The sequence below is a fragment of the Kaistella sp. CFF1-2 genome, from assembly GCF_059509915.1.
In genome coordinates, this window is sequence record NZ_JCAKLF010000001.1 from 100,598 (window position 1) to 114,394 (window position 13,797).

14 protein-coding genes are annotated in these 13,797 nt (G+C 35.3%); 9 read left to right on the top strand and 5 right to left on the bottom strand.

Annotated features, from left to right (window positions below; translation table 11 throughout):
* Nucleotides 1–67: 67 nt before the first annotated feature.
* Nucleotides 68–901, bottom strand: coding sequence for an ion transporter (locus AC5XHR_RS00445; RefSeq protein ID WP_495948798.1), 834 nt, complete (start codon nt 899–901; stop codon nt 68–70).
* Between the two features lie 70 nt (nt 902–971).
* Here AC5XHR_RS00445 and AC5XHR_RS00450 point away from each other — a divergent pair, with 70 nt between their 5' ends.
* Both AC5XHR_RS00450 and AC5XHR_RS00455 read left to right on the top strand, forming a co-directional pair.
* Nucleotides 972–2,069, top strand: a complete 1,098-nt coding sequence (locus AC5XHR_RS00450; protein ID WP_495948799.1) for a Nif3-like dinuclear metal center hexameric protein — start codon at nt 972–974, stop codon at nt 2,067–2,069.
* A 2-nt stretch (nt 2,070–2,071) separates the two neighbouring features.
* Nucleotides 2,072–2,854: a zinc ribbon domain-containing protein gene (locus tag AC5XHR_RS00455; protein ID WP_495948800.1), complete on the top strand. Its 783-nt coding sequence runs from the start codon at nt 2,072–2,074 to the stop codon at nt 2,852–2,854.
* 52 nt (nt 2,855–2,906) lie between these two features.
* Here AC5XHR_RS00455 and AC5XHR_RS00460 read toward each other — a convergent pair whose 3' ends face one another.
* Nucleotides 2,907–4,682: an AMP-dependent synthetase/ligase gene (locus tag AC5XHR_RS00460; protein ID WP_495948801.1), complete on the bottom strand. Its 1,776-nt coding sequence runs from the start codon at nt 4,680–4,682 to the stop codon at nt 2,907–2,909.
* A 145-nt stretch (nt 4,683–4,827) separates the two neighbouring features.
* Here AC5XHR_RS00460 and AC5XHR_RS00465 point away from each other — a divergent pair, with 145 nt between their 5' ends.
* Together AC5XHR_RS00465 and AC5XHR_RS00470 are read left to right on the top strand one after the other, a co-directional pair.
* Complete coding sequence (locus AC5XHR_RS00465) at nt 4,828–5,970, top strand: acyl-CoA dehydrogenase family protein (RefSeq protein WP_495948802.1); 1,143 nt, start codon at nt 4,828–4,830, stop codon at nt 5,968–5,970.
* A 30-nt stretch (nt 5,971–6,000) separates the two neighbouring features.
* Nucleotides 6,001–6,369, top strand: coding sequence for a hypothetical protein (locus AC5XHR_RS00470; RefSeq protein ID WP_495948803.1), 369 nt, complete (start codon nt 6,001–6,003; stop codon nt 6,367–6,369).
* A 42-nt stretch (nt 6,370–6,411) separates the two neighbouring features.
* Here the strand turns inward: AC5XHR_RS00470 and rdgB are convergent, their stop codons facing one another.
* The gene (gene rdgB, locus AC5XHR_RS00475; protein ID WP_495948804.1) at nt 6,412–6,993 is read right to left on the bottom strand and encodes an RdgB/HAM1 family non-canonical purine NTP pyrophosphatase; all 582 of its coding nucleotides are present in this window, start codon (nt 6,991–6,993) and stop codon (nt 6,412–6,414) included.
* Nucleotides 6,994–7,004: 11 nt separating this feature from the next.
* Nucleotides 7,005–7,847, bottom strand: coding sequence for a CPBP family intramembrane glutamic endopeptidase (locus AC5XHR_RS00480; RefSeq protein WP_495948805.1), 843 nt, complete (start codon nt 7,845–7,847; stop codon nt 7,005–7,007).
* Between the two features lie 79 nt (nt 7,848–7,926).
* On the opposite strand from AC5XHR_RS00480, the gene AC5XHR_RS00485 reads away from it, so the two are divergent.
* The 4 genes from AC5XHR_RS00485 (at nt 7,927) to AC5XHR_RS00500 (ending at nt 12,039) form a co-directional block, all read left to right on the top strand.
* Nucleotides 7,927–9,522 carry a peptide chain release factor 3 gene (locus AC5XHR_RS00485; protein ID WP_495948806.1) on the top strand — a complete coding sequence of 532 codons (1,596 nt, stop codon included), beginning with the start codon at nt 7,927–7,929 and terminating at the stop codon, nt 9,520–9,522.
* A 55-nt stretch (nt 9,523–9,577) separates the two neighbouring features.
* Nucleotides 9,578–10,507, top strand: coding sequence for a ribonuclease Z (locus AC5XHR_RS00490; protein WP_495948807.1), 930 nt, complete (start codon nt 9,578–9,580; stop codon nt 10,505–10,507).
* A 4-nt stretch (nt 10,508–10,511) separates the two neighbouring features.
* The gene (locus AC5XHR_RS00495) at nt 10,512–11,285 is read left to right on the top strand and encodes a TIGR02757 family protein (protein WP_495948808.1); all 774 of its coding nucleotides are present in this window, start codon (nt 10,512–10,514) and stop codon (nt 11,283–11,285) included.
* 112 nt (nt 11,286–11,397) lie between these two features.
* Nucleotides 11,398–12,039: a DUF1003 domain-containing protein gene (locus tag AC5XHR_RS00500; RefSeq protein WP_495948809.1), complete on the top strand. Its 642-nt coding sequence runs from the start codon at nt 11,398–11,400 to the stop codon at nt 12,037–12,039.
* On the opposite strand, the gene rsmA is transcribed toward AC5XHR_RS00500, so the two are convergent.
* A complete protein-coding gene (gene rsmA, locus AC5XHR_RS00505) occupies nt 12,036–12,806 on the bottom strand; it encodes a 16S rRNA (adenine(1518)-N(6)/adenine(1519)-N(6))-dimethyltransferase RsmA (RefSeq protein ID WP_495948810.1) in 771 nt (256 codons plus the stop codon). The genes AC5XHR_RS00500 and rsmA overlap by 4 nt on opposite strands.
* Before the next feature lie 91 nt (nt 12,807–12,897).
* On the opposite strand from rsmA, the gene AC5XHR_RS00510 reads away from it, so the two are divergent.
* Nucleotides 12,898–13,797, top strand: coding sequence for a cell division protein FtsX (locus AC5XHR_RS00510; RefSeq protein WP_495948811.1), 900 nt, complete (start codon nt 12,898–12,900; stop codon nt 13,795–13,797).

Below are 13,797 nucleotides of genomic sequence, written 5' to 3' on the forward strand. Positions count from 1 at the left end.
TTTATAGGTTATTAGTTATTTCTCTTCTATGAGATTACAGCATCCAAATTTCTTGGGTGCTGTTTTTTTAAACTAATTTCTCACCGCATTTTTTACAATAACGGGCATCACCATCCACTTCCTCATTGCCACATCGATTGCATGGTTTTTTAAAATTTCTTCGGGAATATTTCAATTCTGAAGTGACAATTCCCGTAGGAACAGCAATGATACTATAACCACAAAGCATTACAATGATAGAAATGAATTTTCCTAATCCCGTAGTTGGAGAAACGTCGCCATAACCAACCGTTGTAATGGTAACAACCGCCCAATAAATACTCTGTGGGATACTTGTAAAGCCGTTTTGGCCGTCTTCTACAACGAACATGATACACCCAATAAAGATGATGAATACTGAGATGAATAGAAGGAAAATGTAGATTTTCCTTGAACTATTTTTCATGGCGCTCATAATATATTGCGAGTCATCCATATAATCAGCCAAGTTGAAAATTCGGAAAATTCGCAACATTCGGAACATTCGAATCACAGCAAAATAATGCAATACAGGAAAGAAAATACTAAGTAAGAAAGGTACAATGGCAAGTAAGTCTAGAATACCCAGTGTGCTGAAAATATATTCTCGTTTGTCTTTTACCGTAATTATCCTGAGGAAATATTCTATTGTGAAAAGTATAGTAATGAAAAATTCAATTCTGAAAATGTAAATATGATATTTGGCTTGAATCCACGGAACGGTTTCTATCATTACCATGGAAGTTGATATCACGATTAAAACCAACAAAAAGATATCGAAAAGTTTCCCCATTGGGGTATCCGCAAAGTAAATAACTCTGTAAATTTGCTTCAGAAAAGGGTTCTTTACGGGTCTTAAATTATGTTCGGGCCTAATATGCATGATCGATCTTTCTGCGAATTTTCGGTAAAGTAACTAATAATTTGTTAAATTGTGAAAAAATAGAGTAATAATGGTTCTAAAGGAAGTTGTATCTCAACTTAATCATCTTTTTAAAATTGCAACAGCAGAGGATTTTGATAATGTAGGCTTGCTGTGTGGCGTTCCTGATCGCGAAGTTTCGGGGATTTTAGTTTGTCATGATGCGTTGGAAAATATAGTTGATGAAGCAATTGAACAAAATAAAAATTTGATTGTTGTTTTTCATCCAATTATTTTTTCAGGTTTAAAGTCTATAACGGGAAAAAATTATGTGGAACGTGCGGTTTTGAAAGCTATTGAAAATAAAATTGCCATTTATGCCGTCCACACAGCATTTGACAACGATTATTTTGGTGTAAATTATGGAATTTGTGAAGCGTTGAAATTGGAAAATCAACAAATTTTAATGCCCAAATCTAATAATCTTAAAAAATTAGAAGTCTACGTTCCCGAACAACAGGCAGGAATGTTACGCGATGCTTTATTTGAAGCAGGAGCGGGGAATATTGGTTTTTATGAAGACTGTAGTTTTAGTATTTCTGGAAAAGGAAGTTTTAAACCAAAATCGGGAGCAAATCCATTTTTAGGAAATATCAATGAACGAGAATATGTTCAAGAACAATTGATTTCCGTGGTTTTTGAAAGCCATTTAGAACATCAAATTGTTCACACGATGAAGAAAACGCATCCTTATGAAGAAGTAGCGTATCAAATTTATGCTTTAGATAATACATCAAATTATACGGGTTTAGGTAGATTTGGTGAACTTCCCGAAGAAATGGATGAAGTTGATTTTCTTCAAATGGTGAAGGATGTTTTTAAAATTCCAATTATTCGACATTCTAGTTTATTAGGAAAGAAAGTGAAAAGAGTAGGTGTTTTGGGCGGAAGTGGAGCATCAGGAATTTCAGCAGCAAAAGCAGTTGGTTGCGATGTTTATCTTACAGGCGATCTGAAATATCATGACTTTTTTCAAGCAGAAGGAAAAATCATTTTAGGCGATATTGGCCATTTTGAATCCGAACAGTTTGTGTGTCAACAATTATTTGACTTATTGTCGGAAAAATTTCCTAAATTTGCAATCTCAAAATCTATTTTGGATACCAATCCTGTTAATTACTTTTTATAAATATGGCTAAGAAAACCACAGAAATTTCAGTAGAAGATAAACTAAGAGCTTTATACGATCTTCAGATTATTGATTCTAGATTAGACGAAATCCGAAACACAAGAGGGGAACTTCCTGTTGAAGTGGAAGATTTGGAAATCGAAATCGAAGGCCTAGAAAAAAGAGCAGATAAGTTTCGTGAAGAAGCAAAAGGCTTGAATGACGATATCAATACGAAAAACGAGGTGATTAACCACGCGAAATCTCTTATTGAAAAGTACAAAACGCAACAAGACAACGTACGTAATAACAAAGAATACGAGGCTTTGGAAAAAGAAATTGAATATCAAGATCTTGAAATTCAATTATCTGAAAAAAGAATCAAAGAATTCGGAGTTAATATCGAGCATAAAAATCAAAAGTTAGAAGATCTTGATACAAAGATTGATGAGCTTAAGAGCCACCTAAAATTCAAAAAAGAAGAATTGGATGGTCTTATCGCTGAAACTCAGAAAGAAGAAGATTTCTTATTAGGAAAATCAGACGAGTTTGCTTCATTAATCGATGAAAGATTATTGGCTTCTTATAAGAGAATCCGTGAAAACTCAAACACAGGTCTTGCGGTTGTAGGATTAGAAAGAGGAGCTCCAAAAGGATCTTTCTTCACAATTCCGCCACAAAAGCAAATGGAACTTGCGCAAAGAAAGAAAATCATTATTGACGAGCATTCTGGGAAAATCCTTGTTGATGACGAATTGGTAATGGAAGAAAATGAAAAAATGAAATCGGTAATTAAGTTCTCTTAATTTTTGATTGATTTGAAATAAAAAAGACCGCAATTTGCGGTCTTTTTCTTTGTTAGTCTTTGTGATATAACTTGTTGTACAAGTCCATATATTTTTCTTTAATCGCTTTACGTTTTAGTTTTAGAGTTGGTGTTAATTCGCCACCTTCAATAGACCAAACTTCTGGCGATAATTCTATTTTCTTAATCTGTTCCCAGTTTCCTAAGCTCTTGTTCATCGTTTGAATTTCTTTTTCAATACGATCTTTTAGAACTTGACTTTGTGCCATTTCTTGAGGCGTGTCTCCAATTTTATGACCTTTCAAAGCAGCCCAATTCTTAGCAAATGCAAAATCTGGTTGAACGATGGCGCATGGCATCTTTTCACCATCACCAACAACCATAATTTGTTCAATAAATTTTGAAGCTTTTGCTTGGTTTTCGATCATTTGCGGCGCAATGTATTTTCCACCTGAAGTTTTGAACATTTCCTTTTTACGATCGGTGATTTTCAAGAAACCTTCTTCATCAATATGGCCAATATCACCAGTTCTAAAGAAACCATCTTCGGTGAAAACTTCTTTGGTCATCTCTTCATTTTTGAAATACCCTTTGAATACCGATGGTCCTTTAACAGTAATTTCACCGTCTTCTTGAATTTTAACTTTTAAATTGTTAAGAACATGACCCACGGTTCCTACTTTGATTTTTCCAAACGAGTTCACCGAAATTACGGGTGATGTTTCTGTCAAACCATAACCTTCTAGTACAGGGATTCCCGCATTTTGGAAGATTAAATTCAAACGTGATGATAAAGCGGCAGATCCAGAAACCAAAGTCACCAATTCACCACCTAGTCCTTCACGCCATTTTTTGAAAACCAATTTATCCGCAATAATTTCCTTCAAACCTGATGGTTTTGAAATTTCTTTTTTAGCCTCATTAACGCTTAATGCCCAAAGGAAAATTTTTGCCTTCAAACCACCAGCAGAAACACCTTTGTCGTAAATTTTATCATATACTTTTTCTAAAAGTCTAGGAACAACCGTCATGTAATGCGGTTTAACTTCCTTGATGTTTTCACCCATTTTTTCGATACTTTCAGCAAAATACAATGAAAAACCATTGGACTGATATAGGTAGAATAACATTCTTTCGAAAATATGACAAATCGGCAAGAAGCTTAATGCGCGTGTCTCTTTATAATCTAAACCTTTTCTTACAGGAATACGTTCCATAGATGCCAATACGTTGGAAACGATGTTGTCATGCGTCAACATAACTCCTTTTGGTCTTCCTGTTGTTCCTGACGTATAAATAATTGTTGCTAAGTCTTCTGGACTAATTGCTTTAGATAGATCGTCCACTTCAATTTGTGTAGCTTCTTCTTCGCCAAGACTTAGAATTTCTTTCCAGTTTGCAGCTCCCGTAATTTCATCAAAAGTAAAAACACCTTCTAGTGAAGCAACATTGGCTTTAATTTCATTGACTTTATCCAAGAGTTCTTTGTCTGAAACAAAACAATATTTTACTTCCGCATTATTGAAGATGAAATCGTAGTCTGCGGGTGAAATAGTTGGATATACAGGAACGGTAATCGCACCAATTTGAAGACTTCCAAAATCGACAACAGCCCATTCTGTACGCGTTGCAGATGTAATCACTGCGATTTTATCTCCAGGCTTGATTCCTAGTTTTAATAAACCTCTTGAAAATTTATTTCCAGTATTAATAAATTTTTGAGTTGACGTTTTCTTCCATAGACCTTGATATTTGGTCGCAAACATGTCCGTTTTGGGGAACTTTTCATGCGCATAGTAAGCAACATCAAATAATCTTTTAATATTCATATACGTGATTTAATTAAAAATATTTAAGTAAAACTGCAAAAAACAGCTTTTTTGTAAATATAAAATTATTTATAACACCAACAAATAAATAATTTTTCCAACTTATCGAAAAACCTTAAATTAGTGCGATAATTATTTAAGTGATATGGATTTCAATTTAACAGAAGAACAATTAATGATTCAGCAGGCTGCAAGAGATTTTGCGCAGACCGAGCTTTTACCAGGCGTAATCGAAAGAGATCGTGACCAAAAGTTTCCTACAGAGCAAGTTAAGAAAATGGCTGAGCTTGGATTTTTGGGTATGATGGTTGATCCTCAATACGGTGGTGCTGGTTTAGACGCTGTTTCATACGTTGTTGCTATGGAAGAAATTGCGAAAGTAGATGCTTCTGCTGCCGTAATTATGTCTGTAAATAACTCATTAGTTTGTGCTGGATTAGAAAAATATGCAAGCGAAGAGCAAAAAGTAAAATACTTGACGCCACTTGCAAAAGGAGATGTTATTGGAGCTTTTGCACTTTCTGAGCCAGAAGCAGGTTCTGATGCGACTTCTCAAAGAACAACTGCCGAAGATAAAGGCGATTATTATTTATTAAACGGAACAAAAAACTGGATTACCAATGGTGGTAATGCAACGTATTATATCGTAATCGCGCAAACTAATCCTGAGAAAAAACATAAAGGAATTAATGCTTTTATCGTTGAAAAAGGATGGGAAGGTTTCGTTGTTGGCGCAAAAGAAGATAAATTAGGAATTAGAGGAAGTGATACACATACGTTGATTTTCAATGATGTTAAAGTTCCAAAAGAAAACAGAATTGGGGAAGACGGATTTGGTTTCAACTTTGCGATGGCTGTTTTGAATGGTGGACGTATCGGGATCGCATCTCAAGCGTTAGGTATTGCTTCTGGAGCTTATGAATTGGCTTTGGCTTATGCTAAAGTGAGAAAAGCATTCAATACAGAAATTATCAATCACCAAGCGATTGCATTCAAATTAGCAGATATGCATGTGAATGTTATGGCTGCAAGAATGTTGGTGTACAAAGCGGCTGCGGAAAAAGACGAAGGAAAAGATATTTCAGAATCGGGTGCTATGGCTAAATTATATGCATCTCAAGTTGCTATGGATACAACGGTAGAAGCGGTTCAAATCCACGGTGGTTACGGTTATGTGAAGGAATATCACGTAGAAAGAATGATGCGTGATGCGAAGATTACGCAGATTTATGAAGGAACTTCAGAAATCCAAAAAATTGTGATTTCTAGAGCTATTTCTAAGAAATAATATGTAGCTTTATCTAACTACTTTTTAATTATGAAATACGTTTGGATTATTCTAGTAGCCGTTGTTTTAGGCTTAGCAGGTTTTGTTTGGTACAAATTCTATTTTGTTTTTGGTGAAGGTGTAAAATCAGGAGATCTGAATTACGCGGTTTACAAAGGAAATGTTTTCAAAACCTACGAAGGAAAGTTGATTCAGCGTGGTTTTGGTGGAAATCCTAAAACAGGGAATTTAACAAGCTACGAATTCGAATTTTCAATTGAAAATGAAGAAGTTTTCAAGCAACTTGAACAGAATAGCGGAAAGTATTTTGAACTTCACTACAAAGAATATCATGGTACATTGCCATGGCGAGGAAACTCGAAATATGTAGTGGATAAAGTAGTTAATATGAAAGAATAATAAAAGAAAATCCGAAGCTTTGCTTCGGATTTTTTTATGGTTTTATGATTCAGAGGATGTTTTATAAAATTCTAAAAACTTATCCAATGCATTTTTTCGGTGGCTGATTTTGTTTTTTTCAGCGGGATCCATTTCGGCAAACGTAATGCTCTCACCATTTGCAACGAAAATTGGGTCGTATCCAAATCCTTGATGTCCACGATTTTCTTCTAACAAATTTCCATGAACTTTTCCGTCAAAATAAAACGCTCCTTGTTCATTATAGAAACATAAAACCGTTGTGAAATACGCCTTTCGATTAGATTCATTTTGCATTTCTTCTAAAACTTTTTCAATGTTCTTTGCAAAATCGTGATCACCTGCATAGCGCGCAGAATAGATTCCAGGACGGCCATCCAAAGCTTCAACAACCAATCCTGAATCATCGCCCAAACTCGGAATTCCTGTTTTTTCGTAGCAGTATTTGGCTTTAATTAAAGCGTTTTGTTCAAAGGTGAGTCCATCTTCAACAATTTCATCATGTAAATCGTAATCGCGCAAGCTTTTTACAGTGTATTCGCTTCCTAAAATTTGCTGAATTTCCTCTTTTTTATGTTCGTTATGTGTTGCAATAAGCAATTCCATGGTAAAAAATATTAAGATAAAGTTGTTTTAATGCTTTGAGAGGGGTATTTCTTCTCAAGTAAATACGATGTTAAAACTACAATACAGATTCCAATACTCAAAATGACAAGCGGCGAAACTTCAAAATAATTTGCATAGCTATCTGTCCCAATATATTTAATCATCAACGTTGCCATCAAATTGTTGAATAGATGCAGTAAAATAGGCAACAATAACGACTGCGTTTTCTCGTAAACAATTCCTAAAACGTACCCTAGAAGAACGGCGCCACCAAACTGCCACAAATTTCCATGAACAAGTCCAAATAGAACAGAGGTTATCCAAATCGCTTTGTTCGCTGAAACACCATTATTAATCATCCCTTTTTGAATAATCCCGCGAAATACAATTTCTTCGAATATAGGCGCCATAATGACCGCCGTGAAAATCATAGTTGGAACATCGAGCGTCAATCGGGACATGAGATATTCAAATTGCTTATATAATTTTCCAAAAACTGGTCCTGTAGTTGGAATAAAATTCGTTAAAACTTCAGCTATAAGACCCATTCCAAAAATCATGGGGAAAATAATAAGCCAAGTCGTCGCATCTTTTGGAGAAAAATTAAAATTCAATTTTTTCTTGGTTTGATTTCTACAAATAATAAAATCAAAAGCCGCAATAGCTCCTAACCACAGTAATAAATTTGAAATTACAAGAAAGCTGTCACTTTCTAGGATTTCTGTATCGGTCATCATCCCATATCCGACACCAATAAGGGTAACAATAATTGATGGGACGATTCCACCAGCCGCCAAAACAACCAAGCCTAGCCAATCAAATTTGTACTTCGGAAGTGTATTTATAGAATTCATTATTCAGATTTAGAAAACAAATATAAATGATTTTCCAATCTCGCTAAAATTCACGATTTTTGCACCCATAATTTACGATATGTCAGATTTAGTAAAAGAAATACAAAAACGTAAAACCTTTGGAATTATCGCACACCCAGATGCTGGTAAGACGACGTTAACGGAGAAATTGCTACTTTTTGGAGGAGCGATTCAGGAGGCTGGAGCGGTAAAATCCAATAAAATTAAGAAAGGAGCAACGTCCGATTTCATGGAAATTGAGCGCCAAAGAGGGATCTCGGTAGCGACATCTGTACTGGCTTTCAACTATAAAGGATTCAAAATTAATATTCTCGATACGCCTGGTCACAAAGATTTTGCAGAAGATACCTACCGAACTTTAACAGCTGTGGATTCTGTAATTGTCGTGGTAGACGTGGCAAAAGGGGTAGAGGAGCAAACGGAAAAGCTTGTTGAAGTGTGCCGTATGAGAAATATTCCGATGATTGTCTTCATTAATAAATTGGACAGAGAAGGGAAAGATGCCTTCGACTTATTGGATGAAGTTGAACAAAAATTAGGTTTGAGAGTTGTTCCACTTTCGTTGCCAATTGGTATGGGAAGCGACTTTCAAGGAATTTATAATATTTGGGAAAACAATATTCAGTTATTTTTAGAAGAGAAAAAACAGAAAATTGGAGATTCCATCAAATTTGATGATGTGAACGACCCAAAAATTGATGAATTAATTGGTTCTAAAGCAGCGGAAACGTTAAGAGAAGAATTGGATTTAATTCAATCCGTGTATCCAGAATTTAATCGTGAAGATTATGTAGATGGTTTGCAACAGCCCGTTTTCTTTGGTTCTGCTTTGAATAATTTTGGTGTTCAAGAATTATTGGATGCGTTTATTGAAATTGCGCCAATGCCTCAACCAAAGCAATCCGATGAACGTATTGTAAAGCCGGAGGAAAAGAATTTCTCTGGATTTGTATTTAAAATTCACGCCAATATGGATCCGAAACACCGCGACCGTTTGGCTTTCGTGAAAATCGTTTCGGGAACATTCAAAAGAAATGAAAACTATCTTTTGGTTCGTGAGAACAAGAAAATGAAATTCTCATCACCCAATGCCTTTTTCGCAGATAAAAAGGAAATTGTGGATGAAAGTTTCCCTGGAGATATCGTAGGATTGCATGATACAGGGAATTTCCGAATTGGAGATACGCTAACCATGGGTGAAAAATTGAATTTCCGTGGAATTCCGAACTTCTCGCCAGAACATTTCCGATATATAAATAATGTGGATCCTTTGAAAGCAAAACAATTAGCAAAAGGAATTGATCAGTTAATGGACGAAGGAGTTGCGCAGTTGTTTACCATGGAAATGAATAACCGTAAGATTATTGGTACGGTAGGAGCGCTTCAGTTTGAGGTGATTCAATACCGTTTGGAGCATGAATACGGAGCAAAATGTTCGTATGAGCCTATTTCAATTCACAAAGCATGTTGGGTTGAAGCGGATGAAAAATCAGAAGAATTTAAAGAATTTGCACGATTGAAACAGCGTTTCTTAGCTCGTGATAAATACGATCAATTGGTGTTTTTAGCCGATTCTTCTTTTACGATCACGATGACTCAAGAGAAATTCCCAAATGTAAAGCTGCATTTTATTAGCGAATTTGTGAATTCCTAAAATTCGGTTTACTTGTGTATATTTGAGTTTTTACTAATTTCAAAACAGCAATCTTGTGAGTTCATACATTACTATATTGGGTTTTAATTCGGCTATTCCAACGGTGAATACGGCGCCTACAGCGCAATTCCTAGAAATGGCAGAACGCTCTTTTTTGATTGATTGTGGCGAAGGAACTCAAGTGCAATTACGCAAAGCGAAAGCGCGTTTTTCCAAGATTAATCATATTTTTATTTCGCACTTGCATGGCGATCATTGTTTTGGTTTGCCAGGTTTAATTGCGTCTTTCCGCTTGTTGGGAAGAGAAACTCCGCTGCATGTTTTTGGTCCGAAAGGCATCAAGAAAATGTTAGAAACCATCTTTGATATTACGGAAACGCATCGTGGTTTTGAAGTTGTTTATCACGAATTGGAAGGCAATGAATCTCAAAAAATTTATGAAGATAAAGCGATAGAAGTTTATACAATTCCGCTAGATCACCGTATTTATTGTAACGGGTATTTGTTTCGAGAGAAGGAAAAACCAAGACATCTTAACATGAGTGAAATTTGTAAGTATCCCGAAATTGAAGCATGTGATTATCATAATTTGAAAAACGGAAAAGATTTTGTTTTGGAGGATGGTTATGTTTTGAAGAACGAAGCATTAACATTAGAGCCAACTCCAGCTGTTTCGTATGCATTTTGTAGTGATACGCGCTATCGAAAAGAAATTATTCCAATCATTAAAAATGTGGATGTTTTGTATCACGAAGCCACTTTCCTACATGATTTAAAGGAAATGGCCGATTATACAGGTCATACAACGGCTTTAGAAGCAGCAATGATTGCTAAAGAAGCTCAAGTTGGAAAACTCATTTTAGGGCATTTTTCGAATCGTTATTCGGATCTGAGTGTTTTCACCGACGAAGCTCGAAAGATTTTTCCAAATACATTCTTACCAAAAGCATTAGAACCGGTTTTGCTAGAAAGCAGAATGCCGTAAACCTATGAAATTTTCAGAATTAAAAGTTTATTTAGATGAAAAAGCAGATCAATATAACGATCCCAATTTCATTGTGAATGATCCAATTCAAATTCCGCATCGTTTTAGTTTGAAACAAGACATTGAAATTGCAGGCTTTTTGGCGGCAACAATCGCTTGGGGGAATCGAAAATCTATTATTTCAAGTGCAAATAAAATGATGGATTTTATGGGGAATTCTCCCTACGATTTTGTTATGAATGCACAAGATTCGGATTTTGAAAAACTCGGTTCAAAAGCCGTTCATAGAACATTTTCAGCGGGAGATTTTCAATTTTTTTTAGAAGCTTTAAAGCGTTTGTATTCTAAAGAAGAAAGTTTGGAATCATATTTTTTACTTCAAGAGAATGAAACCAATTTTTACCATGCTTTAGAACGATTCCGAAAGTCATTTTTTGGTTCGCAACCGAAACATCGAAGTTTCAAGCATGTGAGTTCAACCTATAAAAATTCTGCTGCAAAGCGTTTGGTGATGTATTTACGTTGGATGGTTCGTCAAGATAAACGTGGTGTTGATTTTGGAATTTGGAAAAACCTTGATCAACGTTATCTTTCGGTTCCGTTGGATGTGCATACAGCGAATGTCTCTCGAAGTTTAGGAATGGTGAAGCGAACTCAAAACGATTGGAAAACAGTGGAGGAAATGGACGTTTTCCTTCGAAATCTAGATTCTACTGATCCTGCTAAATATGACTTCGCACTTTTTGGGATAGGAGTTTCAAAAGATTTGTTAATCTAAATGAAACAATTTATCCGTTGAAAGTCGCTATTTTTGCAATTCGGAAAAAGAGATTTTTCAATCGGCAAAATAGAACTTATACTATACTTGTAGTATACTAATTGAAGAAAAGATGGAAGAGAAAGCAAAAGAAAAGATTGATTTTTTAGAAAGAATTGCCAACGGAATTATGTGGTGGATTGGGTCGATTCCGTCACTTGTTGCCCATACGTTGATTTTCTTAGCGTGTTTTCTTTTGCCTTTATTTAACCTCGTGCCTTTTGACAAAATGTTGTTAACATTGACAACCATATTGTCTCTAGAAGCCATTTATTTGGCGATTTTCATTCAGATGTCCGTTAATAAAAGTCAAGAACATATTGAAGATATTCGTGAAGATGTAACCGAAATCCAAGAAGACATCGAAGATATCCAAGAAGATATTGAAGATATTAGCGATGACATTGATGAAATCTCCGAAGATATTGAGGATATCCAAGAAGATTTGGAGGATATTAGTGAAGATATAGACGAAATTTCGGAGGACATTGAGGACATTCAAGAAGATCTAGAAGAAATCAACGAAGATGAAGAGGATGAAGATCACACAGAACGTGCAAAAAATGTGATTTTGAAAAGCAATGTCAACAACAATAAATCGGAGATCAAAAACCTCAAAGAAAAAATAGCTCTTCTAATGGATGAATTAGAAAAGCTAAAGCGTGATGAGGAAGACGATTCTGAAGAAACAGATACCGAAGAGGAAACGTATTAACTCAACGCTTTCCACTCTTGGGTAAATGAAATAAAATCGACTACCGACAATTCTTCTGCTCTTTTATCCAAAAACGGATGCTCTTTTAAACCTTCAGGAATACCTATTGGTTTCAAAGCATTAGAAAGTTTTTTACGTCTTTGGTTGAAGCCTGTTTTTACAATACTTTTGAAAAGGACTTCATTTCCAGCCAATCCTTCTTTCGGATTTCGCGCCATTCTGATAACGCCCGATTTTACTTTTGGTGGAGGATTAAAAACGTTCTCATGAACCGTAAACAGATATTTAACGTCATAATACGCTTGAATCATCACCGATAAAATTCCGTAATCTTTGGTTCTCGGAACCGCTGCCGTTCGCTCTGCTACTTCTTTTTGGAACATCCCAACCATTTCAGGAATTTGCTGATAATGATCGATAATTTTAAATAAAATTTGAGACGAAATATTATACGGAAAGTTTCCAATAATGGCCAATTGTTGGTCTTTAACAAACTCAAAATCTGTTTTTAGAAAGTCACCAACAAAGGTTTCGTCAGTAATTTTTTCGTAATTATCTTTCAAATAAGCGATAGACTCATTGTCGATCTCCGCCAAAAATACTTTCGAAGGCTGATCCAGCAAGTATTTGGTAAGAACTCCCATACCAGGACCAACTTCCAAAACGGCTTGATATCCTTCTATAGATAGTGAATTGACGATCTTTGCAGCGATGTTCTCATCGGTGAGAAAATGCTGTCCTAAATGTTTTTTGGCTTTTACTGACAATGTATTTTATAATTTTATTAACACCTAATTTTCCATGAATCGTGGCAAATTTCGGAAGATTTTTTCTATTTTAGCCAAAATTTTTAGATGAATGGCTAAGACAGCGGATGAATTTGATAGAAGTAGGTTACGATCCAGTAATATTACCGTGGTTATTTCTATCGCTCTCGTACTTTTTCTTTTAGGTTTAATTGGGCTTATTTTAATCAATGCACAAAAATATTCCGACTACATCAAGGAGCAGTTGGTTGTGAATGCGTATTTTGATGAAAACTACGATCCCAAAGATTCTGCAGCGATTTTTAAGCAGGAACAAGAAGCATTAACAAAAATCAATGCACTGACTCCTGTGAAAAAAGCGACGTACATCAGCCGTGAAATGGCTTCTCAAGAAGCTAAAAAGAGTATGGGTATTGATTCGGAAGCGTTGTTTGATACCAATATTTTTCCATCTTCAGTAGAAGTTGCGCTGAAACCAGAATATGTGGATCCAGCAAAAATTGATGGAGCAATCAAAGAATTAAGTAGCATTCCCGGTATTGTTGAAGTAAAAAATAACAGTACGTTAATGGTGGAAGTATACAATAACTTGAACCGAATTTTGAAATGGATTTTAGGATTCTCTGTTATTTTCCTAATTCTTGCAGTCGTTTTAATTAACAACTCGATTCGTTTAAAGATTTTCTCCAAGAGATTCATCATCAAAACGATGCAGTTGGTGGGCGCAAAACGTCGCTTTATTTTGAAGCCGTTTATTAAAGAAGCCGCTATTTTAGGAACAATTGGAGCTCTAATTGGTTCTGCAGTGTTGTTCGGAGTTTGGTTCTATTTTACAAAAGAAATTGGTCAGGATTTCATTCAAGATGATCCGAAATATATTTGGTTGTTGATTTTGATTTTTGCAATCGGAATTTTAATTACGGTTTTAAGTTCAATTTTTGCAACGTGGAGGTATCTAAAATCGAATGTAGACGACTTATATTATTCATAA

Excerpts from the sequence above, each read along its gene's own strand:
- AC5XHR_RS00480 (WP_495948805.1), bottom strand. The coding sequence starts at position 7,847 with ATGAATTCTATAAATACACTTCCGAAGTACAAATTTGATTGGCTAGGC.
- AC5XHR_RS00460 (WP_495948801.1), bottom strand. The coding sequence starts at position 4,682 with ATGAATATTAAAAGATTATTTGATGTTGCTTACTATGCGCATGAAAAG.
- AC5XHR_RS00450 (WP_495948799.1), top strand. The coding sequence starts at position 972 with ATGGTTCTAAAGGAAGTTGTATCTCAACTTAATCATCTTTTTAAAATT.
- AC5XHR_RS00510 (WP_495948811.1), top strand. The coding sequence starts at position 12,898 with ATGGCTAAGACAGCGGATGAATTTGATAGAAGTAGGTTACGATCCAGT.
- AC5XHR_RS00470 (WP_495948803.1), top strand. The coding sequence starts at position 6,001 with ATGAAATACGTTTGGATTATTCTAGTAGCCGTTGTTTTAGGCTTAGCA.
- AC5XHR_RS00495 (WP_495948808.1), top strand. The coding sequence starts at position 10,512 with ATGAAATTTTCAGAATTAAAAGTTTATTTAGATGAAAAAGCAGATCAA.
- AC5XHR_RS00445 (WP_495948798.1), bottom strand. The coding sequence starts at position 901 with ATGCATATTAGGCCCGAACATAATTTAAGACCCGTAAAGAACCCTTTT.
- AC5XHR_RS00465 (WP_495948802.1), top strand. The coding sequence starts at position 4,828 with ATGGATTTCAATTTAACAGAAGAACAATTAATGATTCAGCAGGCTGCA.
- rdgB (WP_495948804.1), bottom strand. The coding sequence starts at position 6,993 with ATGGAATTGCTTATTGCAACACATAACGAACATAAAAAAGAGGAAATT.
- AC5XHR_RS00500 (WP_495948809.1), top strand. The coding sequence starts at position 11,398 with ATGGAAGAGAAAGCAAAAGAAAAGATTGATTTTTTAGAAAGAATTGCC.
- AC5XHR_RS00455 (WP_495948800.1), top strand. The coding sequence starts at position 2,072 with ATGGCTAAGAAAACCACAGAAATTTCAGTAGAAGATAAACTAAGAGCT.
- AC5XHR_RS00485 (WP_495948806.1), top strand. The coding sequence starts at position 7,927 with ATGTCAGATTTAGTAAAAGAAATACAAAAACGTAAAACCTTTGGAATT.